Source organism: Amycolatopsis sp. NPDC034160, assembly GCF_055575355.1.
Genome location: NZ_JBVISU010000001.1, coordinates 774,075 through 797,734, shown reverse-complemented (window position 1 = coordinate 797,734; position 23,660 = coordinate 774,075). Strand labels below are relative to the sequence as shown.

The window sequence follows — 23,660 nt, the reverse complement described above, 5'->3', positions numbered from 1 at the left end:
GTGAGTGGCGATTCGGGTTCTAACCCGAATCGCCACTCACGACCCTGCGACCTCTACAGGGCCTTGACCGCGGCCAGGATGTCGGCCGGGTCGGTGCGGGTGGTGTAGTCCGGGTGGACGTCGATGAACCGGATGACGCCTTCGCCGTCCACCACCAGGACGGTCGGATACGGCAGTTCCCATTCCTCCGCACCGTTGATCTTCTCGACGTCGCCGATGAGCGTGTCGAACACCGGCTTCGTCGCGGGGTCGAGGCGGAACGTGATGCCGAGCGCCCGCCCGAGTTCGTTGTCCACATCGGACAAGACAGTGAACTCAAGATCCCTTGTGGACAGTGAATCGTCCGGGAGCTGCGGACTGACCGCGATCAGCTTCACGCCCAGATTCTCCAGCTCCGGCAGGATTTCCCGCTGATACGTGCGCAGCGCCAGATTGCAGTACGGGCACCACGCCCCGCGATAGAACACCACGACCGCGGGGCCGTCGGCGACCGGAACCCGGCCGCCGGAAGCGTCCGGCAGCGTCAGGTCCGGCATCGCGGTCCCCGGCTTCGCCGCCGCCTCGGCGATCACCCCGACAAACCCTTCACGATCGGCCTTGAGCACTTCGGCGCTTTCCACCGGGACGTGGCTCGCGACCTTGGCCCGCAGCTCGGCGAGGTCGGTGTGGAGATCCCCCATGGTCGACTCCTTGGATTGTACTGATCGGTACAGTACAGCCGACTGTACTATTCGGTACATGGACGGTCAACCGGCGAAGACGCCCCGAGGACGCCAGATGCGGGAGGCGATCGTCGACGCGGCGGCGGAGCTGATGTACGTCCACGGCGTCGCCGGGACGAGCGTCGACAAGGTGCTCGCGGCGAGCGGCGCCGGGAAATCGCAGATGTATCACTACTTCAAGAACAAGGATCAGCTCGTCGAGGCGGTGATCAAGCGCTACCTCGAAGCCATCCTCGGCAACCAGCCGACCATCTTCGAACTGCGCGAATGGGACGACTTCGAGCAGTGGACCCGGGAAATCCTGGCCGTCCAGAGCACGCCGAAGGGTCCGATCGCCTGCCCCCTCGGCAACCTCACCGGCGAACTCGGGGACGACCCGAAGATCGCACCGCTGCTCGACAGCGCGTACCGCGAATGGGAATCCCATCTCCAACGTGGTCTGAAATCCTTGCAGGAGAAGGGAAAACTAGCCGAAGACGCCGACCCGGCCCGGCTCGCCCAGGCCGCGATGACCTGCGTCCAAGGCGGTCTGCTGATGGCGCACCTGCGGCACGACATCACGCCGATCGCCGACGCGCTCAAGATCGCGCTGGAGCACCTGAAGAGTCACGCTCGCCCGTGAGCGCGGCGACCTCGTCGGCGAGCGCGTCGAGCACCTTCGCCACCGCGGGCCGCGAGGACGCGCCGAGCCGGTAGACCGCTTCGACGTGTCGCGCCGCCTTGATCCCGGCGAGCGGACGGCACACCAGACCGCTGCCGCGCCGGGTGTCCATGGTGTACCTGGGCAGCAGCGCGATCCCGTGCCCGGCGGCGACGAGCCGTTCGGTGATGCGGAAGTCGTTGATGCGCTGCACGACCTGCGGGCGCACGCCGGTGCGGATGATCAGCGACTGGAGGATGTCGTCGACCGGGAAGCCGGCGTTGACGCTGATCCAGCGTTCGTCGGCCAGTTCGGCCAGTTCGATACGGCGCTTCTTCGCGAGCCGATGCCCCGCGGGCAGCGCGACGTCGAGTGGCTCGCGCAGCAGATGCCGCGTCTCCAGCCGTTCCGAACCGAGCGACGGCGCGTGCTCGTCCCGGTGCGCCACCACGATGTCGTAATCCGCGACGAGGCCCGGCACCTCCGGCGGTGTCATGTCGACGTCGCGCACGATGACGTCCAGCCCCTCGAATTCCGTCGTGCGGCTCAGCAATCCGGGCAGCAACATCAGCCCGGCCGACTGGAAGATCGCCATCCGGACCCGGCCGCGCGGGGCGCTGCGGTATGTGTCCAATTCGGACTCGGCGCGATCGAGTGCGGCGAGGACGTCGTCGGCGCGGGCGACCAGCGCGCGGCCCGCGTCGGTCAGCCGGAGCCCCCGGCCGGCCGGTTCCGTCAGCGCGAGCCCGACGTCGCTCTGCAAAGCGCGCAGTTGCTGGGAAATCGCGGACGGCGTGCAGTGCAGTGCCTTCGCGGCCGCCGTCACGCTGCCGCGATCGGCGAACTCGCGCAGGGTCCGCAACCGGCCGATGTCCATGCCACCACCCTCTGTGAAGCCAAACTGAACGGTCACTGAAAATATTGTCGCTTGTCCTTCACGATATACGCCCGTAAGAGTGAAGGTATGCCCGCCCGCGACCGTCTTCTCGCCCTGCTCGTCGCCGTCCTCTGGGGCTGCAACTTCCTCGCCATCCACGCCACCCTCGGCCAGTTCCCTCCCGTCTTCGCGGGCGGACTGCGCTTCGCCGTCATCGCGATCCCGACGATCTTGTTCGTGCCGTGGCCGAAGGTGAAGATCCGCCACCTTCTCGGCTATGGGCTCGGCTTCGGCACCGGGCAGTTCGCGTTCCTCTTCATCGCGATGGACACCGGTATGCCGACCGGTCTCGCGTCGCTGGTGCTGCAGGCGTCGGCCCCGTTCACCGTTCTGCTCGGCGCCGTCTTCCTGCGGGAGCGGGTGTCCGGGCGGCAGCTCGCCGGGATCCTGCTCGCCGTCGCCGGGATGGCGACGATCGCCTGGCAGCAGGCCGGGAACGCCGCCCTGCTGCCGGTGATCCTGACCCTGCTCGGGGCGCTGAGCTGGGCGTTCGGCAACCTGAGCACCCGGCAGGCCGCACCGGACAACCCGCTGAATTTCGTCCTCTGGATGTCCGTGGTGCCGCCGCTGCCGATGTTCGCGCTGTCGCTGGCCATGGAGGGACCGGGCGAGATCGGCCACTCGCTGAGCACCCTCGGCACCCCGACCGGGCTGATCGGTCTCGGCGGACTCGCCTACGTGGTGCTGTTCGGCACGATCGTCGGCTCCGGGATCTGGACCTCGCTGATGCGCCGCAATCCGGCGGGTGTGGTCGCGCCGTTCTCCCTGCTGGTGCCGGTGGTCGGGCTGTCGATGGCGTTCCTGGTCCTCGACGAGCGGCCGTCGCTGCTCGAAGTCATCGCGGCGGCCGTCGTCATCGGCGGCGTGCTGTTCGGTTCGGCGAAACGCCGGACGCGCGAGCCGGAGTTCCTCGCCGCAGTCGAAACGCCTCAGCCCACTGGCGTGCGGTGAGGCTCTTGGGCAAGGCGGTCGGCGCGATTCCCTCCGCCCGGAGCCACCGGCCGGCGTTCCGCAGTCCGGCGGTGGCGAGGATTTCGGCGATGCCACGGCCGCGACCGGTGAACACCCGCCGGACGAAATCCTGGTAGTGCTCGCGGTCGGCGTCCGCGAGGAGCGGCGACGGCCGCCGGACCATGGTCAGCACTCCGCCGTCCACCCCGGGCATCGGGCGGAACGCCGTCGCCGGAACCCTGCTGACCAGCCGGAAGTCGTACCACGGCCACCACTGCGCGGTCATCATGGTCGCGCCGCCAACACCCGCGCGGCGGCGCGCCACCTCCCATTGCACGAGCAGCACCGCTTCGGTCCAGCCGGGAGCGTGCAGGACGCGTCGCAGCGTCGCGGTGGTCAGATGGAACGGCAGATTTCCGACGAGCACGTACGGCGTCACCGGAAGGGGGTGCCGCAGGAAGTCGGCGGTGACGATCTCCGTCGGCGGCTCGACCCGGCGCGTCAGCCGGGCGGCGCGCCGATCGTCGAGCTCGATGGCTGTCAGGCGTCTGCCCAGCCGCTGCAACGGAAGGGTCAGCGCGCCGTCACCGGCGCCGATCTCCACGATCGGCCCACCGGTGTCGGCGACGAGCCGCACGACGGTTTCGATGACCGTCCGGTCGACGAGGAAGTTCTGACCGAGTTCGTGACGGCCAGGACGCTGTGTGCGCAAGGGATCTCCGCGGCTTCGAGGGGAGCCGGGCAGCCTGAAGCAGGCCCGGCGACGACTCGCTCGGGCAGCGGTTCCTTGCGATGGACGTAGGAGCCGCCGCTAGAAGCGGCGGGTCCTGGTCAATGCGGCGGCACACATGGCGGCGAAACTACCTCGGCCCGGAGACCGTCCGCCAACGATTTTCCTACGCGCTGATCCGGCTGGTGCCGAGCTGCTCGACCGGACCGGACAGCGCGGACTTCACCTGGCGGGTGCGGTCGTCGGTGCGCACCTCGGTCTCCCCGACGTGCGCACCTGCGGGAACATCGCGAACCTGCGAGCGTCGCGGGAACGGAAGAAAGCGCTCAGCTGAACGAGGACAGGGCCGACGGGATCGGGATGTCACCGCTGATGACGTCGAAGCCTTGGTTCTCGGTCAACGGTTCTTCCAGGGTGGCGACCATGACGGCGGCGACGTCGGCGCGACAGACACGACCGGGTTCGAGGTGGCCGGCGACCTTGACGTGCCCGGTGGGCGGATCGTCGGTGAGCGTGCCGGGACGGACGATCGTCCAGTTCAGGCTGGAGCGGCGGAGGACGCTGTCGGAGATCTGCTTCGCCATCAGGATCGAGCGCACCAGCCTGTCCCCCTGATCCGGCGAATCCGCGAACTGCGCGGAAAGCTGCACGAATCGCGACACACCCGCCTTCTCCGCGGCCCGGATCGCGGTGATCACGCCATCGCGGTCGACGAGGTTCACCGACGCCTGATCCGGATCGGGTGCGCCGATCGCGCTGAGCACGACCTCGGAACCGGCGAGCGCCTCGACGAGGTCGTCCGCGTCGGCGGTGACGTCGGCGACCACGGTTTCGGCGCCGAGCCCGGCGACCTCCTCGGCGCGGCGACGACTCCGCAGCCCCGCCCGCACCTGATGTCCCCGCCCCCGAAGAAGCCGGACCACGTGAATCCCCGTCCGCCCCGACGCTCCCAGCACTGTGACCCGCATAACAGAAGTCTGCCTGAAAGCGGCGGCCCGTGCCCGGTCATCGCCAGAACGCATTTAGTCCTCTAAATGCGGAAGTACGTGAAGGCCCCCTTCACTGCGTCTAGCGCAATGAAGGGGGCCTTCACGTACTTGCGATCTAGAGGATTTCCGCGGCCGAGCCGACGTCCGGCAGGCCGCCGATGTCGGGGTTCAGTTCCCCGGCCTCGACGAGCTCCGCCTTGACCTCGTGCGGCTTGATCCGCCCGTCGCGGATGTCCTCCGCGTAGTGGCAGGCCACCCGGTGCCCGGCGCCGATCTCCCGCAGCTGCGGACGGTCGGTGTCGCACAGGCTCTCCTGCTTCCACGGGCATCGCGTGTGGAACCGGCAGCCGGACGGCGGCCGCGCCGGCGAGGGCAGGTCACCGGCGAGCAGGATCTGCTCCCGGGTGTCCTCCACCGTCGGGTCCGGCACGGGGATCGCCGAGAGCAGCGCCCGCGTGTACGGGTGCAGCGGGTTCTCATACAGCGCGTCGGCGCCGGCCTCTTCGACCAGCGAGCCGAGGTACATCACGCCGATGCGGTCGGAGATGTGCCGCACCACCGCGAGGTCGTGCGCGATCACCAGGTACGTCAGCCCGAGCTTCTGCTGCAGGTCTTCCAGCAGGTTGACCACCTGCGCCTGCACCGAGACGTCCAGTGCGGACACCGGTTCGTCGGCGACGATCAGGTCCGGCTCGACGGCGAGCGCCCGCGCGATGCCGATGCGCTGACGCTGACCGCCGGAGAACTCGTGCGGGTACTTCCGCAGCGAGGATTCGGGAAGGCCGACGGCGGACAGGAGCTCGCGCAACCGCCGGGCGGTCGCTTCCTTGTCCTTGTCGAGGCCGTGCGCCTTCATGCCTTCCAGCAGAATGGATTCCACCGACTGCCGAGGGTCCAAACTGGACATCGGGTCCTGGAAGATCATCTGCATCCGGCGGCGCGCCTTGCGCAGCTCCTCACCCTTGAGCCCGGCCACGTCCGTGCCGTCGAAGACCACGTTGCCGTTCGTCAGCTCGGTCAGCCGGAGGATCGCTCTGCCCAAAGTGGACTTACCGCAGCCGGATTCCCCGACCAGACCGTAGGTTTCCCCCTTGCGGATGGCCAGGTCGACCCCGTCGACGGCGTACACGTGCCCGACCGTCCGGTCGAACACGATGCCGCGCTTGATCGGGAAGTGCACCTTGAGGTCGTTGACCTCGAGCAGCACTTCCTGCGGCGATACCGTGTGCGTCATCGGGCCCCTCCTCGTGCGGCCACGGCCGGGACCACCGGGTTGTGGCAGCGCAGCAGACCGCCGCGATCGGGCGTCAGCTGCGGTGAAACCTCCCGGCACACGCCGAGAGCGTTCGGGCAGCGGGGCGCGAAGGCGCACCCGTTGTCCCACGGGATGTTGTCGGACACGGAACCCTTGATCGGGATCAGTTTCTCGCCCCGGCCCGCGTCGAGACGCGGGATCGACGCGAGCAGGCCGTGCGTGTACGGATGCCGCGGCTCGGCGAACAGCGCGTGCCGTTCGGCTCGCTCGACGATTTTGCCGCCGTAGAGCACGTTGACCTCGTCGCACAGGCCGGCGACGACGCCGAGATCGTGCGTGATCATGATCAGCGCGGTCCCGGTCTCCTGCACCAGTTCCCGCAGCAGCGCGAGGATCTGCGCCTGGATCGTCACGTCGAGCGCGGTGGTCGGCTCGTCGGCGATGAGCAGCCGCGGACGGCACGCCAGCGCGATCGCGATCAGCGCGCGCTGCCGCATTCCGCCGGAAAGCTGGTGCGGGTACTCGGAAAGTCGCCGTGTCGGGTCGGGGATGCCGACCTTGTCCAGCAGTTCCGTCGCCTCCACCGACGCCGCCTTGCGCGACATGCCGCGGTGCCGTTCCAGCACCTCGGTGATCTGCAGGCCGATCGGGATGACCGGGTTCAGCGAGGACAGCGGGTCCTGGAACACCATGCCGAGGTCGCGCCCCCGGCGATCGCGCATTTCCCGGTCCGACAGGCGAAGCAGGTCCGTGCCTTCGAACGAGACCGAACCGCTGACCTGGTTGCCGCGCTTCGCGAGCAGCCGCATGATCGCCAGTGACGTCACGGATTTACCGCAACCGGACTCACCGACGAGGCCGACCGTCTGCCCGGGCTCGACGTCGAAACTGACCCCGTCCACCGCGGCGAACGGCTTCTCACCACGCCGCTGGAAAACGACCTTGAGGTCACGGACTTCGAGGAGTGCCATCTTCAAATCACCGCCTGTTCTTCGGATCGAGGGCTTCCCGCAAGGACTCGCCGAGCAGCGTGAAGCCGAGCGCGACCACGATGATCGCGATGGCCGGGTAGTACGCCAGCTCGGGGCGGATGTCGAGGAACTGCCGAGCGCTGCGGCTCAGCATGATGCCCCATTCCGCCCGGTTCGGGTCCGGGTCGCCGAGACCGAGGAACGACAGCGCGGCCGCTTCGAGGATCGCGGTCGCCAGCGTCAGCGTGGCCTGCACGATGACCGGGCCGAGCGAGTTCGGCAGCATGTGCCGCAGCACGACCGCCCCGCGTTTGACGCCGAGCGACGTCGCCGCGAGCACGTGGTCGCTGTTCCGTTGCGCGAGCATCGAACCGCGCAACAGCCGCGCGAAGATCGGCACGCCGACCATCGACACCGCGACGATCACCGTCCACTGGCTCGGCTTCTGGAACAGCGCGGCGACCGAGATCGCCAGCAGCAGCGACGGCACGGACAGCATGACGTCGACCAAGCGCATCAGCACCGTGTCGACCCAGCCGCCGAAGGCACCGGCGAGCCCGCCGATGATCATGCCGACCACGACGCCGATGATCGTGGCGAGGACACCGACCAGCAGGGTGTTCTGCGCGCCGACGAGCAGCCGCGAGAGGTAGTCGCGGCCGAAGTCGTCGACACCGAGCGGGAAGCCGGGCTGCGCGCCGGGGATGATGCCCTGGCCGAGGATGACCTGGCTCTGCAGGTACCGCTCGTAGGGATCCTTCGGCGCCAGCAGCGGCGCGAAGATCGCCACCAGCAGGAACAGCCCGGTGATCACCGCACCGGTGATCGCGACCGGACTGCGCATCATCCGGCGGAGCGCCTCGCCACCGAGGCTGTGCCCCTTCGCCGACGACGCGGCGAGCTTGTCGATCGGCTCCTTCTTCTTGTTCAGCAATGTGTTCATCGGACACGCACCCTCGGGTCGATGAGCCCGTACGAGACGTCGACCAGCATGTTCACCAGTACGTAGACCAGTGCCCCGAACAGCAGCAGTGCCTGCAGCCGCGGGTAGTCACGCCGTTCGATGCCTTCGGCGAGCAGGAAGCCGAGGCCGCGGAAGTTGAACACCCGCTCGGTCAGCACGGCGCCACCGAGCAGCGCGCCGGTCTGCAGGCCGATGGTGGTGACCACCGGCAGCAGGCCGTTGCGGAGCACGTGACGGCGCCGGACGACCGGCTGGGTCAGGCCCTTCGAATTGGCCGTCCGGATGAAGTCCTCGTTCAGCACGTCCAGTACCGACGCGCGGGTGATCCGGACGATCACCGCGAGCGGGATGGTGGCGAGCGCGAACGCCGGGAGGATCAGGTGCGTGATCGCGTCCCAGGCGGCGTCCCATTCCTGGGTGATGATGCCGTCGAAGATCGCGAAGCCGGTGACGGTGGTGGCGTCGAGACCGGCCATCTGACGGCCCTGCGACGGAAGTCCGAGCGGGGCGGCCAGCACGTCCTGCATCATGTAACCGAGGAAGAACACCGGCACGGCGACGCCGACCAGTGAGAGCACGATGATGACGTTGTCGATGGCCCCGCCGCGGAACCGGGCGGCCAGGTAGCCGAACGGAATACCGAGACCCACCGCGATCAGCATCGCGAAGAAGCCGAGTTCCATGGTGGCGGGGAGGAAGTTCCCGATCTCCGACATGACCGGCTGGGCGGAGACCAGCGAGTTGCCGAAGTCGCCGGTGATGGCCCGGCCGAGGAACTTGAAGTACTGGACGAAGATCGGATCGTCGAGGCCGAGGAGCTTGTTCAGGTCGGCGATCTTCTCCGGGGTCGCCTTGTCACCCAGCAGGGCGCCGGCGGGGCCACCGGGCAAGGACCGGAGCCAGGCGAAGATCAAAATGGACAGGATCAAGAGCGTCGGTATCGCTTGTAGCAGCCGACGCACGAGAAAACGGAGCACGTGCGTTCCTTTGTTGCCAGCCCGGGAATGGACTTCAGGGGGTGAGCGCGGTAGCACCCACCCCCTGAGCCACTAGTGGTGGAGGATCAGTTGACCGTGACGGTGTAGAAACGCTCGTCGGTCAGCGGGCTGGCCACCAGGCCCTTCACCTTCGGGCCGACGACGATCGCCGGGGGGCCGTAGGAGATCGGGATGGCGGGCAGGTATTCCATGATCTTCTGGTTCACTTCCTGGTACGCCTTGGTGTGCGTCTCACCGGCGGGCGCGGCGTCCGCGGCCGAGATGGCCGAGAACAGCTCCGCGTTGTTGAAGCCGAACTCCGGCTTCTCGCGACCGAAGAAGGTGCCGACGAAGTTGCCGGCGTCGTTGTAGTCGCCGGTCCAGCCGAGCAGGTGCACGTCCTGCTTGCCTGCCTTCTGGACGTCGTCCTTGTAGCCACCGTTCCACGGCTTGGCGATCGCCTCGACCTTGATGCCCATGGCCTTCATGTCCTCGGACAGCGAGGTGAAGATATCGGCCGGGTTCGGCATGTACGGCCGGGTGACCTCGGTCGGGTAGTAGAACTTCAGCGTCATGCCCTCGGCGCCGGCCTCCTTCAGGAGGTCCTTCGCCTTCTGGAGGTTGTAGTCGTACTTGGTGACGTTCTCGTTGTAGCCATCGATCGCCTTCGGAACGAACTGCGTCGCGGTCTCGGCGCCCTCGGGGAGCTTCGACTTCACGAACTGCTCACGGTTGAGGCCGTAGGCCAGCGCCTGGCGGACCTTGAGTTCCTTCAGCTTCGGGTTGTTCTTCTGGTTGATGCCCAGATACAGAATGTTGAACGACGGGCGGATGAGCACCTGCTCACCGTCGTTGCGCAGCAGGCCGTAGTCCGCGGGCGACGGGTAGTCGTAGCCCTGGATGTCACCGGCCTTGAGCGCCTGCTTGCGGGCGTTCTCGTCCGGGATGACCTTGAAGACCAGCTTGTCGAGCTTGGCCGTCTGGGTCGGCGAGTCGGTGGCCTTGGAGAGCGTGATCTCACCCTTGGCCTGGTCCCAGCTCTCGAACTTGAACGGGCCGGTACCGGTCGGGTGCTTCAGCGCGTACTCCGGATAGGAGAACGAGTCACCGCTCTGGGTGACGGCGTCGGCGTTGTACTTCTTCAGCGCGTCCGGGCTCTGGATCGAGAACGACGGCAGCGTGAAGGCCGCCGGGAAGGCGCCCTTGGCCTTGTTCAGGTTCAGGACGGCGGTCGACTCGTCCTTGACCTGGCAGTCCTTGAACACCGGGGCGCCGGAGGCGTCACCCTCGTTCTTGGCGAAGCCTTCGAAGACGTCGCCGTAGTAGATCATCTGACTCTGGGCGGCGGCGCCCTTCATGTTGAACATGCGGTTGAAGTTGAAGCAGACCGCTTCGGCGTTGAACGGGGTGCCGTCGTGGAACTTGACGCCCTTCTTCAGGGAGAAGGTCCACGTCTTGCCTTCGTTGCTGCCTTCCCACTTCTCCGCGAGGCCGGGCTCGAGGTCCGCGGTGCCCGGCTTGTTCATGATCAGGGTGTCCATCATCTGGCGGATGATGCGGAAGGTCTCACCGTCATCGTTGAACAGCGGGTCGAAGGTCTTCGGGTTACCGGCGGCGCCGAAGACCATGGTGCCTCCAGAGCCACCTCCTGCGCCCTCTTCACGCTTCGAGTCGGCACAAGCGGAAATGGTGACCGCGAGTGCGCCGGCAAGCCCGATCAGGGCCACACGGCGCGCTCTGGTCGCCCGCAGTTGCTGCATCTGGCACCCCTTGAGGAGAATTTCGGTGTTTTAGTCACCGTCCGGTCGGTCGGAAACTCGAACTCCGCGGACGATCGGTGTGCTCGCCGACACTAGCGGGAACTCGGCCCGCACTTAAGCACGTGAGGTTACGATCGCGCTACGCGAAGGCCAATACGACCGCAAAGTGTCCGCAATTCCAGACGGAGCGTAATCAATTCTCGACCACTAACGCGCAGAGTGCCGGGTCACTAACACAAATGGGTGTCCACCACTACGCCAGCCGGTCTCGTGAGTGGTAATGACGGTTAGAACCGTCATTACCACTCACGAGAGGTGACCACTCGATCCGCCGCCGCCCTGGTCCCGTCCACGGTGAACCAGCCGCGTTCGAACAACTGCCAGCGGCGCAGGGGCGCCCGGGATTCCGGGCCGTCGCGGCCGGCGGCACGGTCCAGGCGTTCGAGCTCGGTTCCGCCGTCCAGCCAGACCAGCAGGGACAACGACGGCCGGATCCGCGCCCTGCCACTGGAAACGCCCTCCAGCACCAGAACTTCGGGGACGTCGATTTCGACTTCTTCACCCGGCAGAGGGACACCGCTGGACCAGTCCACCCGCCGGTAACCGCCCGGCTTGCCCGCGCGCAAGGGCTCCAGAACGCCGGTTTCCAGCCGTGACCACCACGAAACGGGTTCGTCCCAGGTGGCGAATTCGTCGGTGCTGACCAGCGTGGTCCGGATCCCGCGGCCGGCGAGCTCCGCGACGATCTTCCCTGCCAGTGTGGACTTCCCGGAGCCGGAAGGCCCGTCGACGGCGAGCACGCGGACGGCGCCCAGCCTCGGCGGAGCCGCCAGAACGGCGTCGATCAGCGTGCGCGTGCGGGGCTCACTTCGGGGAGCCCTTTGACGTTGTCGGGCGTGGCCGTCCTGGCTTCCAGCGCGGCGACACGTTCTTCCAGTTCGCGCTGGGCATCGGCGAGTTCGCAGCGGAGCAGCGCGATCTCCTCGACAGAGGTCCGGACCTCTTCTTCGAGATGCCCGACCTCGGTCGACAGATGCAACGCGACCAGTGCCAGAACCACGCCTGCCAACAGGAATACGAAGTTCGACGGCGTCTGGACGCCGGTTACGCGAGCCAAGAAGTCGGCGGCCTGCGGAACGAGGGCGAGGACCACCACACCGATGGCGAGGACGAGCCACACACCCGCGTACTTCTCACGCAGTTTCCGCCGTCGCATCATCTCGAGGACGACGAACAGCACGAGACAGGCGACGACGATGCTGAGAATGCGCCAGCCAGCCATAATCAGCTCCTTTTACGCCGAATCCGACGAGTCGACGGCGGGGCGGCGGCGCACCAGCGCCAGCAGCAGGGCGAGTCCGGCTCGGCCGAGGTAGATGGCCGATTTCACCGGCGAATGGCTCGGCGTTCCGGCCGCCCGTTCGCGCATGATCACCGGGATTTCCTTGATCTTCAGTTCGGCCCGGATCGCCATCACCAGCGATTCGACCGTGTCGCCGAGGTATTCGGCCGGGTAGTACGCGGCGAACAGTTTGATCGCGCGCGGACCCATCGCCTTGAACCCGGAGGTCACGTCGGTGAGCTTGGTCTTCGCGAGCCGGGAGAAAACGAGCGAGAGCACGACCATCGCGTATTTCCGCGGGCCGCTCGCCTTGTACGAGCCCTTGCCCGCGAATCGCGAACCGATCGCGATGTCGACGTCGTCGAGCGCGTCGAGCAGGGCGCCGACCTCTTCCGGGTCGTGCTGGCCGTCTGCGTCCACCTGGACGACGACGTCGTAACCGCGGGCCGCCGCGTACCGGAAACCGGTGCGCATGGCCCCGCCGACGCCGAGGTTGACCGACAAGCGGGCCACCTCCGCACCCGCGGCACGGGCGAGCTTGGCGGTGTCGTCGGAGGAACCGTCATCGACCACCAGCACGTCCATGCCCGGCAAGGACTGCTTGACCTGGGAAATGACCGCGCCGACGCTGGCCTGCTCGTTCAAGGCAGGCATCACGATGAGTACGCGACGGGTGGTCACGGACGTACTGGACACTGGATCACTCTATCTTCTTACTGGCCGTGAGCGGTGTCGGACCCGGTGGTGGCGCCGGCGGCGACCACACCTTGCTGACCTTCGATTTCGTAGATCGACGCGTCGGAGTTACGGAAGACGCGCTTGAAACCCGGAGTGATGTCGAGACGCTGGAGCCCCACCGCCGGCTTCGAAGCAGGCGCGACCTTGCCCTTGCCGACGATCACGTAGCGCACTTTGAGCTCGTCGAGCGCCTGCCGGACCCGGGGCTCCCGGTTGATGTCGTTCAGGAACACGCTGAGCCAGCCCGGCTTGGTGGTGAACTCGGCGCCGTAGTTGGTCCACTCGACCGGTTGAACCCCCGAAAGGGCGTACATCCACACCGAGCCGTCGGCCCGGTCGTTCATGACCCGTTCGCCGGGTACGACGTGCTGGGCGAGCCAGGTGTAGGCGGCTTCCTCGGCCTTGCTGACGGCGGGACCGTCGCTGTACTTCATCGCGAGCGTCGAGGAGTTGCGGCCGATGTAGCCGCCCTTGCTCAGCGCCGTGACCACGAGCCCGATCACCACCGCGCCGACGACCGTCGCGGTGAACGGGTTCAGGTTCGGCTTGCGCTCGCCGAGCTTCTCGGCGAACTTGCCCGACGCGGTGTGCACGAACTCGCCGAACGCGACCGCGCCCGCCAGCGGCACGAGCGCGCCGATCCGCCAGTGGTCGTTGTAGAACACCCCGGTCAGGGTGTGGATGAGCGGGGTCTCCAGCGAGATCGTCGCGGCGAACAGCCCGCCGAGCACGACGTACGCCCCGACCATCCAGAGCATCCGCCGGTGCCGGACCAGGAAGAACACGCCGATGATCGCCGGGACGCCGATCCACCACTGCGGGAAGGCCGCCATCGGGGAGAAGGTGAGTGTCTGCCCGAGCGCGCCGGAGACGGTGGCTTCCGACGCCCAGGACGCACCGGTCACGCCACCCGCGTTGTACAGCGCCGGGAGGACCTGCGGCACGCCCAGCACGACCGCCGCCACGATCGTGGCCACCAGCGAGGTCGCGCTGCGGCGCCAGTCGATCTTCTCGAGGCGGAACAACACCGCGAGCAGGATCAGCAGGAAGTAGACCATGATGACGAAGATCAGGCTGGTGTGCAGACCCGCCAGCCCGGCGACGCCGACACCGATCGCGACCGGCCCGGCGATCCCCCGCGGCTTGAGCAGCAGGTGGGCGAGCGCGAGCATGGCGGGGACGAGGGCCACACCGGCGACGTACGGCCACAGCGGACCGCGCCACAGCGAGTCGTACGGGAACGCGGTGAACCAGGTGGACACGGCCGCGGCGGCGGCGGTCGCGAGTACCGGCATCCGCCAGGCGCGGCACATCGCGGCGACACCGAGCGGGATGGCCAGCACGACCATGAGCGCCGCCAGGTTCAGCGTCGGCATCATCGTCAGGCCACCCTTGCCGAAGACCAGGGCGAGCAGCGCGTGATAGGTGTCCGGGTAGAAGTAATCGGTCTGTTTCGGCAGGTTCGCGATGGTGCCGACCGTGGACGGCCGCGCGTCGCCGTGCTCGGCGATCCAGCGCACCAGGTTGCCGTGGAAGGGGGCGTCCCAGTCCTGCTGGACGTTGTCCAGCGAATGCGAGCCGCGCAGGAAGGTCACCGCGCCGACGCCGAGGCCGACCACCACGCCCGCGCCGATGAGCAGGTGATCACGCAAAGACCGCTTCGGCGCGTCCTCGTCGTCTTCAGCCCAGTCGGGGTGCCGTTTCGCGGTGAACCGGAGGACGAGGAACGACAGTCCGAAGCCGACGACGGACAACGCCAGTACCCACAGCCCGACGTTGAGCATCGACCAGCGGATGCCGAGTCCGCCGAGGATCGGGATGGCGATCGCGACGAGGCCGAAGGTCAGCAGCGGGGCCGCCGCGGCGAGGGTCCAGCCGCGCAGCCTGATCGCGGCGCCGAAGACGAGCCCCGGCAGCCAGAACGCCAGTACCACCAAAAGAACGTTCATCGAATTCGCTGTCCAACCCTATTTCGGCGTAGGAACGCCATCGCGTTTCGCGGCGCGTGATGGCGCGGCCACACTATCGAGACGTTTCGGACGGCCGTGCGTTGCCCGTCTCCGGCGTGCCCCGCACCACGAACGCCATGACGACCAGCAACCCGACCGTCGGCCCCGCGGCGAGGCCGACGACGGCCCGCACGACGGTGTCGCCGGGGAAGAACAGCAGGACCAGCGCGGTCGCGACGACGACGGCGGCCCAGGTGATCAGCACCTTTGTGGCCTTGGCCTGCGCGACCAGCACGGCGGCGAGCAGCTGCATCGTGGCCAGCAGCACCGACGACCAGACCAGCCCGGCCATCCACCAGGCCTCGGGGTCGTTCTTGGCGCCGTAGACCAGGCGGACCACCCACGGGCCGATCAGGTAGCCGATCAGCGCGCCGAGGGCCGCGAGCGCCAGCGCGCCAGCCGAACCGAGCGCGAGCAGCCTGCGCAGCCGGTGCTTGCCCTCTTCGGTGCTGGACAGCCGCACCACGGTCGGGACCGCGAGGGCCTGGACCGGCGCCATCAGGGTCAGCGGCGTCCTCGCCACGAACAGGGCGAGGAAGAGCACGCCGAGCTTGTCCTTGTCGCCGCCGGGCGCCAGCAGGCTGACCAGCGCCGGGTAGCCGGTGATGACGCTCGCGGTCAGCCCGGCACCCGCGAGGAGCATCAGCATGTTCGTGACGATCGGCTTCGCGGGCTCGTCGACGTCCAGCTTGGGGTCGACCAGCTTGGCGGCGCCGCGGGCGAACAGCAGCCAGGCGAACGAGCCGGTCGCGGCGGCGATGGCGAACCAGTACAGCTGGGTGAGCCCGGCGACCACGAGCGCGGCGACCACGAGGATCCGCACGGCCGCCTCGACGAGGATCAGCCAAGAGTAGGACCGGACGTGGTCCTGGCCGATGAGCAGGCCGCGCGCGGCGAACTGGAAGGCGAACGAAAGGCCGCCGGCGAGCACGATCACCGCGAGCGCGAACTGGCCGCCGTAGACCTTTTCGGTGATCGGCGGGAGCAACGTGACCAGCCCGACGACCGCCACGGCGATCGCGCTGGTGACGAACGCGATCACCGCGGGGCGCCCGGCTTTGCGGCCCTCGATCGCGGCGTGCGCGGACTGGCGGGAGATCTCCTGCTCCAGCGGGGACAGGGCGGCGCCCAGCCCCATCAACATGCCCCAGAAGGAGAGCAGGACGGCGTTGTCCTCAGGCGGGAGGACACGCCCCCAGACCACGGTGAGGACATAGCCGAGCGCGATGGCGATCAGTAGGTAGACACCGATCCGGCCGGCGGATTTCCCGGTGTCCTTGGCCAGTTCTTCACTGCTCACCGCGTTGCTCATTTACGCAGCCGTGCTCGCAGTGCCATGAAGAGGCCGCGGAGCGCTCCGGCGCCGAAACCGGCGGCGAACACCGGCGCGAGCTGGGCGACGGCCTTGGCCTCGGCCTTGGTCGCGCCGAACTTCGTCACCGCGAACCCGGCGGCCGTCGACCCCGCGGCGGCCAGCGCGACGGCGGTCTTCGGGCGCTTCGCGGCGACTCCGAGTCCGAGCACGCCGACGGCCATCGCGGCGAACAGGCCGTTGCGCGCCGGGCCGGGCGACGCGAGGTAGGAATCGACGAAGGTGGTGCCGCGGAAATACGACTGCCCGATGAACTTCTTGAACGAATCGCGACCGTGGTAGGTCGCGGAGAAGTCGGGGGCGAGGAAGATGCGGTGCCGTTCGGCGATCCACCGCAGAACACCCGTGTCGTCACTCGCGAAACGGACGTCTTCGAAGAGCGACTCGAACGCGTTGGACGAATCCTCGAGAACGTCCTTGGGCGCGGAAAAGAATCCGGTGCCTTTCGGGAAGACGTCGAACTCTTCGATACCGAACGACATCAACCGCGGGTTCGCGCAATAACGGCGCCACGGGATCTTGACCAGACCCGCCATGAATCCCGCATACGGATTGTGTTCGGACGCGACGTTGACGTGACCGTTCCACACCGTGCGTTCGGGGTGGTCCACGAGCTGATCGCGGAGGAAGGTGAGCGAGCCCGGATCCACGATCACGCGGCTGTCGAGCAACAGGATCTGCTGTCCGGACGCCTTCGCGATCCCCGCCCGACGTGCCTCGAACCGGCCGCTGTTCGGCTGGGTGAGGACCGTGATGCCGTACAGTTCCTGCAGCTTGGCGAGCTTGTCGCCGGTGCCGTCGGTGCTGCCGTCGTCGACCACGATCACCTCGACCGGCCAGTTCGCCGCCTGTGCCGACGCGATCAGCGCGCCCACACTGCGGTCGATCCAGTTCTGCTCGTTGTAGACCGGGATCACCACGGACAGGGCCGGGAGGAGCGAATTCGCACTCACCCCGGCGAGGCTACCTTGCGCGGGCCACCAGTATCCTTCGGGCACCGCAGACCCCGACAGAATGGCCCTTCCGGTGATTTCCTTCATTCTCGGCACCACGGCGGAACTGATCAAAATCGCGCCGGTCTACCACGGCATCCTCGAACGCGGGGTCCGGCCGAAGATCTGGTTCACCGCGCAGCACGTCGACGAGGTCTCGGACGTTCTCGCCGACCTGAACCTCCCGGAGCCCGACGTCTGGCTGGTACCGAAGGAGAAGGCGCACAACCTGGAGTCGCCCGCGCAGGTGCCGGGCTGGGCCGCGCAGGTGCTGCGCACCGCGTGGAGCCGCCGCGCCGAGCTGAAGGCCGCGCTGGTCGAGGACGGCCGTCCGCCGCTGGTACTGGTGCACGGTGACACCTTCACCACGCCGTACGGCTCGCTCATCGGGAAGCGGATCCTCAAGTCGCGGGTCGGGCACGTCGAGGCGGGCGCGCGATCGGGCAGCATCATGTCGCCGCTGCCGGAGGAGCTGAACCGGAAGATCGCCGCGAAGATCGTCGACATGCACTTCGCGCCGAGCGCTCGTGAGGTGAACAACCTCCGCAACGCCCGCGGTGTCGTCGTCGACACCGAGGCGAACACCGCGATCGACGCGATGCGGCTGGCCATCAACGGGCCGCTCGACCTCGAGGGGCTGCCGGAGAAGTTCGGTCTCGCCACCCTGCACCGCTTCGAGCTGGTCTCGCGCGCGGACAAGTACCGCGAGGCGCTGGAGATCCTGCGCGAGCAGAGCAAGCAGATGCCGATCCTCTACATGGCGGGCGCGCCCGAGCGCGAGAAGATCCGCTCGCTGGGCCTGGCGAACCTCTTCGACGAGAAGAACTTCATCATCCAGCCGAAGATGCGGTACCTGAAGTTCCTGCCGCTGGTCGCGCGCGCCGAGTACGTCGTCACCGACTCGGGTGGTCTGTCCGCGGAGTGCTACTACCTCGGCCTGCCGTGCGCGGTGCACCGCGAGCGCACCGAGACACCGCAGCACCTCGGCGAGACCGTCGTGCTGACCGAGATGCGCGGGGACAAGCTGCAGAACTTCCTCGACACCTACCAGAACCGCCGCGGTGAGTCCTGGGTCGAGAAGTTCCACCCGTCGGAGATCATCGTCGACACGCTGGCGCGACTGGGCTACTGCTGACGTCCGGTCGCCCGGCCCTCCACACGCGCGCTATGAAAGGTCCTTTCCTTGCAAATTTTGCGAGGAAAGGACCTTTCATAGCGTTCGAAACCGGCGAAGCGGAGCTTAGAGAGCCCGCCTGCCGGAAAGAGCGCGTCCCAGCGTCAGCTCGTCCGCGAACTCCAGGTCACCGCCCATCGGCAGCCCGGACGCCAGCCGCGTCACCCGCAGGCCCGGGAAGTCGCGAAGCATCCGTACGAGGTACGTCGCGGTCGCCTCGCCCTCGGTGTTCGGGTCGGTCGCGATGATGATCTCGCTGATCTCCGCGCCGCCGATCCGCGCGAGCAGCTCACGCATGCGCAACTGCTCCGGACCGATCCCGGACAACGGGTCCAGCGCGCCGCCGAGTACGTGGTAGCGGCCCTTGAACTCGCGCGTCCGCTCGACCGCGAGTACGTCCTTCGGCTCCTCGACCACGCAGATGACCGTGAGGTCGCGGCGGGTGTCACGGCAGATCCGGCAGGTCTCCTGCTCCGAGACGTTGCCGCAGACCTCGCAGAACTGCACGCCTTCCTTGACCTTGCCGAGCACTTCCTGCAAGCGCGAGATATCCGCCGGATCGGCCGCCAGCAGGTGGAAGGCGATCCGCTGCGCGCTCTTGGGACCGACGCCGGGCAGTCGCCCGAGCTCGTCGATCAAATCCTGGACGACACCCTCGTACAAGCTAGCCGCCGAGCCCGGGGAAGCCGCCGAGATCCGGCATCCCGCCACCGAGGCCGCCCGCGAGCGGGCCGAGCTTCTGTTCGGTGAGCTTCTGCGCGTTGGCCGAGGCGTCCCGCACGGCCGCGACGACCAGGTCGGACAGGGTCTCGACGTCGTCGGGGTCGACCACCTTGGGGTCGATGGACAACGACTTGAGCTGACTGTCGCCGGACACGGTCGCGGTGACGAGGCCGCCGCCGGAGGTGCCGGTCACCTCCGTGTTGGCCAGTTCTTCCTGGGCTTCGACCAGCTTCTGCTGCATCTGCTGTGCCTGCTGCATGATCTGCGACAGGTCGAAGCCGCCACCGGGTTGCACCATGATCCGATCGGTCCTCTCCTGGAAAATCCGTGCCGCCTACCAGCCTAGCCGCCACTCGTATGGCACCGTTGGCGCCGTGCGACGACGGCTGAGCCTGGTGATGGCGATCGGATTGACGCTCTTCGCGGCGTGTGGGGTCGAGACCCCCGCGTCGCCGCCGTCGACGTCGTCCGCTCCGGGGACCACCACCGTCTTCACCACGCCTCCGCAGCCGACGCAATCGAGTTCGGTGCCGCCTTCGAGCGCGCCGCAACCGCCACCCGCCACTCAGCGACCGGCGACGGGGAAGGTCGTCGTGCTGGACCCCGGGCACAACGGCGGCAACGCGGGCAGGCCCGGCGAGATCAACAAGCAGGTGCCCGCCGGGCGAGGCAAGACGAAACCGTGCAACACCACCGGAACCTCGACGAATTCCGGCTACGCCGAGCACGCGTTCACCTGGGATGTGTCGCAGCGGATCGCGGAAGCCTTGAGCGCCAAGGGAATCCGGGTCATCCTCACCCGGCAGAACGACAACGGCGTCGGTCCGTGCGTGAACGAACGCGCCGCGATCGGGAACGACGCGGCGGCGGACGCTGTCGTGTCGATCCACGCCGACGGCTCGAATTCCGCCGGTGCGCACGGTTTCCACATCGCCTATTCGGCACCGCCCTTGAACGCGCAGCAGGGCGAGCCCTCGGCGAAACTCGCGACGGCGTTGCGGGACGGCCTCCGCGCGGGTGGCTTCCCGACGTCGACCTACCTCGGTTCGAACGGGCTCGCGCCGCGTTCCGACCTCGCCGGGCTCAACCTCTCGACCCGGCCCGCCGCACTCGTCGAATGCGGGAACATGCGCAACGCCGCCGAAGCCGCGGCGATGGCGAGCGAAGAAGGGCGCCAGCAGTACGCCGCCTCCATCGCGAAGGCCATCGCGGACTACCTGGCGGCCTGACCCCCCACCGCGTTCGCCCCGCCGCGTTTCGTCCTCTAAATGCGGTAGTTGGCATCGCGAACTACCGCATTTAGAGGACGAAACGCGTTCTCGTCAGCGCTCGTCAGCGTTCTCGTCAGCGCTCGTCAGCGTTCTTCGAGGGGGCGGGCGTTGAGGTGGTCGGTGAGCAGCTTCCGGGCGATCTCCTCCGGGTCCTGCTCGGGCGGGAGCGGCGGAGGGGGCGGAGCGGGGCTCGCGTCCTCCGAGTAGAGCTCTTCGTCGTCCTCGACCGGCTCGGGCGGGAGCGGAATGTCCGGTTCCGTCGTCGCGACCTTGGGCCGCTGAGGCTCCGGCTTCGGCGGCGGCGGAGGCGCCGCAGGGGCGCCGGACACCTCGGCGGACCGGCGGGTGAACGATCGCTCGGCCGAAGGCGGCGGCGCGGTGGCCTTGGGAGCGGCGGCCTGCCGGGTCTGCGCGGCGCCGTGCACGCACCGTACCTGCCAGTCGCCGCCGAAGACCTCCTTGAACGCGGCCGCGATGCGCTCCGTGTGCTGCGGTTCGGAAAGCCTGAGTGCCACCGGTTCCGCGTTGTGCGTGAGGGTGACGGCGTTGCCTTCGACGCCGACCACACTCGCCTGCGTGAGCATCGCCCCGGTCACGGCGCCACCCGGGAGCTTGCGGATCGCGGCCTGCACCTGCGGCCAGCGGCCGCGGATCCCGTCCGCGTCCGACCCGCCACTCGAAGCCGCCGCAGGCGCCGGCGTGGCCGCGGGCGCCGGAGAGGCAGCGGGGACGGAAGGACGTTGGGGAGCGACCGGCTCGGGCCGCGCGGCGGGCTGAGCCGCCGGCGCGGGCTGCTGGACCGGCGTGGCCTGCTGGTCGGAAGCAGGAGCACGACGCGAGGGCCGCTGAAACTCACGAACGGGCTCACCGGCGGGAGCGACCGGGGTCGGCGCCGCGCCCACCGAAGCGACCGGCGCCGTCTGGGCGACCGGAGCGGCCTGGACGGCTTGAGCGGCACCGGCGACCGGCGCGGGTGCCGAAGCGGCGCGGCGTTCGAGCCGTTCGAGCCGGGCGAGCAGCGCGTTGGCGCCCTCGGCGACCGACGGCAGCAGCATCCGTGCCGTCAGCAGTTCCAGCACCAGCCGCGGCGAGGTCGCGCCCCGCATCTCCAGAAGTCCATTGTGGACGATGTCGGCGTAGCGCGAGAGCGTGGCCGGCTCCAGCTTGGCGGCCTGCTCCTGCATCTTCTTGAGTTCGTCGTCCGGCGCGGAGACCAGTCCGCGTTCCCCCGCATCCGGCACCGAACGCAGCATCACCAGATCGCGCAGGCGGTCGAGCAGGTCGGTGGCGAACCGGCGCGGATCGTGCCCGGCCTCGGCGAGTTTCTCGACGGTGCCGAACACCGCGGCCGCGTCGTCCGCGGCCAGCGCGTCGACCATGCCGTCGATGAGCGCCACGTCGGTGACGCCCAGCAGGGACACCGCCCGCGAGTAGTCGACGCCGTCCGGCCCGGCCCCCGCCAGCAGCTGATCCAGCACCGATTGCGTGTCCCGCGCCGAACCGCCGCCCGCCCGGATGACCAGCGGGTACACGGCGGGCTCGACCTTCGCGCCCTCGGCGGCGACGTTGCGTTCGAGCAGCTCGCGCATGGAACTGGGCGGGATCAGCCGGAAGGGGTAGTGGTGCGTCCGCGACCGGATGGTGGGCAGCACCTTGTCCGGTTCGGTGGTCGCGAAGATGAAGATCAGGTGCTCCGGCGGCTCTTCCACGATCTTCAGCAGGGCGTTGAAACCCTGCGTGGTGACCATGTGCGCCTCGTCGATGATGAAGACGCGGTAGCGCGAGTCCGCCGGGGCGTAGAAGGCCCTGTCCCGCAGTTCGCGGGCGTCGTCGACACCACCGTGGCTGGCGGCGTCGAGTTCGGTGACGTCGACACTGCCGGGGCCCTCGGGCGCGAGGTTGCGGCACGAGTTGCACTCGCCGCACGGATCCGGTGTCGGGCCCTTCGCGCAGTTCAGCGACCGCGCCATGATGCGCGCGCTGGAGGTCTTGCCGCAGCCGCGCGGGCCGGAGAAGAGGTAGGCGTGGTTGATCCGGCCGGCCGCCAACGCGGTCCGCAGCGGATCGGTCACATGCTCCTGCCCGACGACCTCGGCGAAGGTAGCCGGACGGTACTTTCGGTACAGCGCTAATGCCACGGCCGCGAGACTACCGGGAGGGCCCGACAGGTGGGACCAGCACCGACCCCAGGCACCTACCCGGTCCGCTTCGGCGCCGCCGAACTGCTCCGCGACACCGATCGCCCGAACGCCTGGACGATCACGGTCGACGGGGTCGCCCAGTCGCACGTCAACCTCGACGATCCCACGGATCTCGAGTTCGACTACGTCCGCCGGATCGCCGACGTCGTCGACTGCCTCGGCGAAGGGCCGCTCGACGTGCTGCACGTCGGCGGAGCGGCCTGCACCCTCCCCCGCTACATCACGGCGACGCGGCCGCGCTCACGTCAACTGGTCTTCGACGCCGACGGCGAACTCGTCGCGCTCATCCGCGAGCAGCTGGGTCTGAAGGGACTGAAGGTCCGTGTCGGCGACGGCCGCGAAGGCGTCTCCGGCAGGTATGACGCTTCGGCCGACCTGGTCATCGTGGACGCCTTCGAGCGGGGAGTGTTCGCCGGCGGGCTCGCGACCGTGGAGTTCACGAACGAGGTCGCGCGCGTCCTCCGACCGGGCGGGACCTACCTCACGAACGTCTCCGACGGCCCGAATCTGCCGTTCCTCCGCCGTTTCCTGGCGACACTGGCGACGTCGTTCCCGCACCTCGCGCTGCTCGCGGAACCGGGTGTCCTGCGGGGCCGCCGCTTCGGCAACATCGTGGTCGCCGCTTCTCGCGTCGAACTGCCCGTGACCGACATGACCCGCCGGGCCGCCTCGGCGACCTATCCGGCGCGTTGTGTCGCGGGCGAAGACCTCCGTGACCTGCGAGGCAAAGCGCGGCCCATCACCGACGCGGACGCCCTGCCGTCCCCGATACCGCCGAAAGACGTCTTCGGCATCTTCGAGCCCCGGAAATGAAAGGGGACCCCGCGCACCCGTCAGAGCTTGCTTATCCTTGCTGCCTTCCGGCCCTGGGGAGGTTCACAAGATGGACGCCGCGCGGGGTCCGGGGACCAGTGTAGTCACTCCCGTCCCGGCATGGAGGAC

23 protein-coding genes and 1 other RNA gene are annotated in these 23,660 nt (G+C 68.3%); 5 read left to right on the top strand and 19 right to left on the bottom strand.

Annotated features, from left to right (window positions below):
* Nucleotides 1-53: 53 nt before the first annotated feature.
* A complete protein-coding gene (locus ACZ54P_RS03925; protein WP_465460024.1) occupies nucleotides 54-680 on the bottom strand; it encodes a peroxiredoxin-like family protein in 627 nt (208 codons plus the stop codon).
* A 58-nt stretch (nucleotides 681-738) separates the two neighbouring features.
* Here ACZ54P_RS03925 and ACZ54P_RS03920 point away from each other — a divergent pair, with 58 nt between their 5' ends.
* Nucleotides 739-1,344: a TetR/AcrR family transcriptional regulator gene (locus ACZ54P_RS03920; RefSeq protein ID WP_465460023.1), complete on the top strand. Its 606-nt coding sequence runs from the start codon at nucleotides 739-741 to the stop codon at nucleotides 1,342-1,344.
* Here ACZ54P_RS03920 and ACZ54P_RS03915 read toward each other — a convergent pair.
* Nucleotides 1,301-2,239 (bottom strand): LysR family transcriptional regulator, encoded by a 939-nt coding sequence (locus tag ACZ54P_RS03915; protein WP_465460236.1) that lies wholly within the window; start codon nucleotides 2,237-2,239, stop codon nucleotides 1,301-1,303. The two genes, ACZ54P_RS03920 and ACZ54P_RS03915, sit on opposite strands and share 44 nt — an antisense overlap.
* 87 nt (nucleotides 2,240-2,326) lie before the next feature.
* On the opposite strand from ACZ54P_RS03915, the gene ACZ54P_RS03910 reads away from it, so the two are divergent.
* Complete coding sequence (locus tag ACZ54P_RS03910) at nucleotides 2,327-3,250, top strand: EamA family transporter (RefSeq protein WP_465460022.1); 924 nt, start codon at nucleotides 2,327-2,329, stop codon at nucleotides 3,248-3,250.
* Here the strand turns inward: ACZ54P_RS03910 and erm are convergent.
* From erm to ACZ54P_RS03845, 13 genes are all read right to left on the bottom strand, one after another.
* Entirely contained in the window at nucleotides 3,153-3,962 is an 810-nt protein-coding gene (gene erm, locus ACZ54P_RS03905) for a 23S ribosomal RNA methyltransferase Erm (protein WP_465460021.1), read from the bottom strand. The two genes, ACZ54P_RS03910 and erm, sit on opposite strands and share 98 nt — an antisense overlap.
* A 344-nt stretch (nucleotides 3,963-4,306) precedes the next feature.
* Nucleotides 4,307-4,948: an SDR family oxidoreductase gene (locus tag ACZ54P_RS03900; RefSeq protein WP_465460020.1), complete on the bottom strand. Its 642-nt coding sequence runs from the start codon at nucleotides 4,946-4,948 to the stop codon at nucleotides 4,307-4,309.
* 136 nt (nucleotides 4,949-5,084) lie between these two features.
* The gene (locus tag ACZ54P_RS03895; protein WP_465460019.1) at nucleotides 5,085-6,203 is read right to left on the bottom strand and encodes an ABC transporter ATP-binding protein; all 1,119 of its coding nucleotides are present in this window, start codon (nucleotides 6,201-6,203) and stop codon (nucleotides 5,085-5,087) included.
* Nucleotides 6,200-7,195, bottom strand: coding sequence for an ABC transporter ATP-binding protein (locus ACZ54P_RS03890; RefSeq protein ID WP_465460018.1), 996 nt, complete (start codon nucleotides 7,193-7,195; stop codon nucleotides 6,200-6,202). Before ACZ54P_RS03890 ends, ACZ54P_RS03895 begins: the two co-directional genes overlap by 4 nt.
* 7 nt (nucleotides 7,196-7,202) lie before the next feature.
* Complete coding sequence (locus ACZ54P_RS03885) at nucleotides 7,203-8,138, bottom strand: ABC transporter permease (RefSeq protein WP_465460017.1); 936 nt, start codon at nucleotides 8,136-8,138, stop codon at nucleotides 7,203-7,205.
* Entirely contained in the window at nucleotides 8,135-9,136 is a 1,002-nt protein-coding gene (locus ACZ54P_RS03880) for an ABC transporter permease (protein WP_465460016.1), read from the bottom strand. Before ACZ54P_RS03880 ends, ACZ54P_RS03885 begins: the two co-directional genes overlap by 4 nt.
* An 86-nt stretch (nucleotides 9,137-9,222) precedes the next feature.
* On the bottom strand, nucleotides 9,223-10,896 hold the full coding sequence (locus ACZ54P_RS03875) for an ABC transporter substrate-binding protein (RefSeq protein WP_465460015.1): 1,674 nt from the start codon (nucleotides 10,894-10,896) through the stop codon (nucleotides 9,223-9,225).
* A 299-nt stretch (nucleotides 10,897-11,195) separates the two neighbouring features.
* Entirely contained in the window at nucleotides 11,196-11,696 is a 501-nt protein-coding gene (locus tag ACZ54P_RS03870; RefSeq protein ID WP_465460014.1) for a uridine kinase family protein, read from the bottom strand.
* Between the two features lie 44 nt (nucleotides 11,697-11,740).
* Nucleotides 11,741-12,178 carry a DUF2304 domain-containing protein gene (locus tag ACZ54P_RS03865; protein WP_465460013.1) on the bottom strand — a complete coding sequence of 146 codons (438 nt, stop codon included), beginning with the start codon at nucleotides 12,176-12,178 and terminating at the stop codon, nucleotides 11,741-11,743.
* A 12-nt stretch (nucleotides 12,179-12,190) separates the two neighbouring features.
* The gene (locus tag ACZ54P_RS03860) at nucleotides 12,191-12,892 is read right to left on the bottom strand and encodes a glycosyltransferase family 2 protein (protein ID WP_465460235.1); all 702 of its coding nucleotides are present in this window, start codon (nucleotides 12,890-12,892) and stop codon (nucleotides 12,191-12,193) included.
* A 59-nt stretch (nucleotides 12,893-12,951) separates the two neighbouring features.
* Nucleotides 12,952-14,925: a DUF6541 family protein gene (locus ACZ54P_RS03855; protein ID WP_465460012.1), complete on the bottom strand. Its 1,974-nt coding sequence runs from the start codon at nucleotides 14,923-14,925 to the stop codon at nucleotides 12,952-12,954.
* A 73-nt stretch (nucleotides 14,926-14,998) separates the two neighbouring features.
* Entirely contained in the window at nucleotides 14,999-16,297 is a 1,299-nt protein-coding gene (locus ACZ54P_RS03850; protein ID WP_465460011.1) for a lipopolysaccharide biosynthesis protein, read from the bottom strand.
* Entirely contained in the window at nucleotides 16,294-17,310 is a 1,017-nt protein-coding gene (locus tag ACZ54P_RS03845; RefSeq protein WP_465460010.1) for a glycosyltransferase family 2 protein, read from the bottom strand. The genes ACZ54P_RS03850 and ACZ54P_RS03845 overlap by 4 nt, the downstream gene beginning before the upstream one ends.
* A 61-nt stretch (nucleotides 17,311-17,371) precedes the next feature.
* Here ACZ54P_RS03845 and ACZ54P_RS03840 point away from each other — a divergent pair, with 61 nt between their 5' ends.
* Complete coding sequence (locus tag ACZ54P_RS03840) at nucleotides 17,372-18,484, top strand: UDP-N-acetyl glucosamine 2-epimerase (RefSeq protein WP_465460009.1); 1,113 nt, start codon at nucleotides 17,372-17,374, stop codon at nucleotides 18,482-18,484.
* A 105-nt stretch (nucleotides 18,485-18,589) separates the two neighbouring features.
* On the opposite strand, the gene recR is transcribed toward ACZ54P_RS03840, so the two are convergent.
* Nucleotides 18,590-19,186: a recombination mediator RecR gene (recR, locus tag ACZ54P_RS03835; protein WP_061981975.1), complete on the bottom strand. Its 597-nt coding sequence runs from the start codon at nucleotides 19,184-19,186 to the stop codon at nucleotides 18,590-18,592.
* Nucleotide 19,187: 1 nt separating this feature from the next.
* Nucleotides 19,188-19,544 carry a YbaB/EbfC family nucleoid-associated protein gene (locus tag ACZ54P_RS03830; protein ID WP_007035126.1) on the bottom strand — a complete coding sequence of 119 codons (357 nt, stop codon included), beginning with the start codon at nucleotides 19,542-19,544 and terminating at the stop codon, nucleotides 19,188-19,190.
* A 100-nt stretch (nucleotides 19,545-19,644) separates the two neighbouring features.
* Between ACZ54P_RS03830 and ACZ54P_RS03825 the strand changes: the two genes are divergently transcribed.
* A complete protein-coding gene (locus tag ACZ54P_RS03825) occupies nucleotides 19,645-20,475 on the top strand; it encodes an N-acetylmuramoyl-L-alanine amidase (protein WP_465460234.1) in 831 nt (276 codons plus the stop codon).
* Nucleotides 20,476-20,600: 125 nt separating this feature from the next.
* On the opposite strand, the gene ACZ54P_RS03820 is transcribed toward ACZ54P_RS03825, so the two are convergent.
* Complete coding sequence (locus ACZ54P_RS03820) at nucleotides 20,601-22,655, bottom strand: DNA polymerase III subunit gamma and tau (RefSeq protein WP_465460008.1); 2,055 nt, start codon at nucleotides 22,653-22,655, stop codon at nucleotides 20,601-20,603.
* A 30-nt stretch (nucleotides 22,656-22,685) separates the two neighbouring features.
* Here ACZ54P_RS03820 and ACZ54P_RS03815 point away from each other — a divergent pair, with 30 nt between their 5' ends.
* Nucleotides 22,686-23,531 carry a spermidine synthase gene (locus tag ACZ54P_RS03815; protein ID WP_465460007.1) on the top strand — a complete coding sequence of 282 codons (846 nt, stop codon included), beginning with the start codon at nucleotides 22,686-22,688 and terminating at the stop codon, nucleotides 23,529-23,531.
* Here ACZ54P_RS03815 and ffs read toward each other — a convergent pair.
* Nucleotides 23,530-23,624, bottom strand: an RNA gene (gene ffs, locus ACZ54P_RS03810) — signal recognition particle sRNA small type. The two genes, ACZ54P_RS03815 and ffs, sit on opposite strands and share 2 nt — an antisense overlap.
* Between the last annotated feature and the right edge of the window lie 36 nt (nucleotides 23,625-23,660).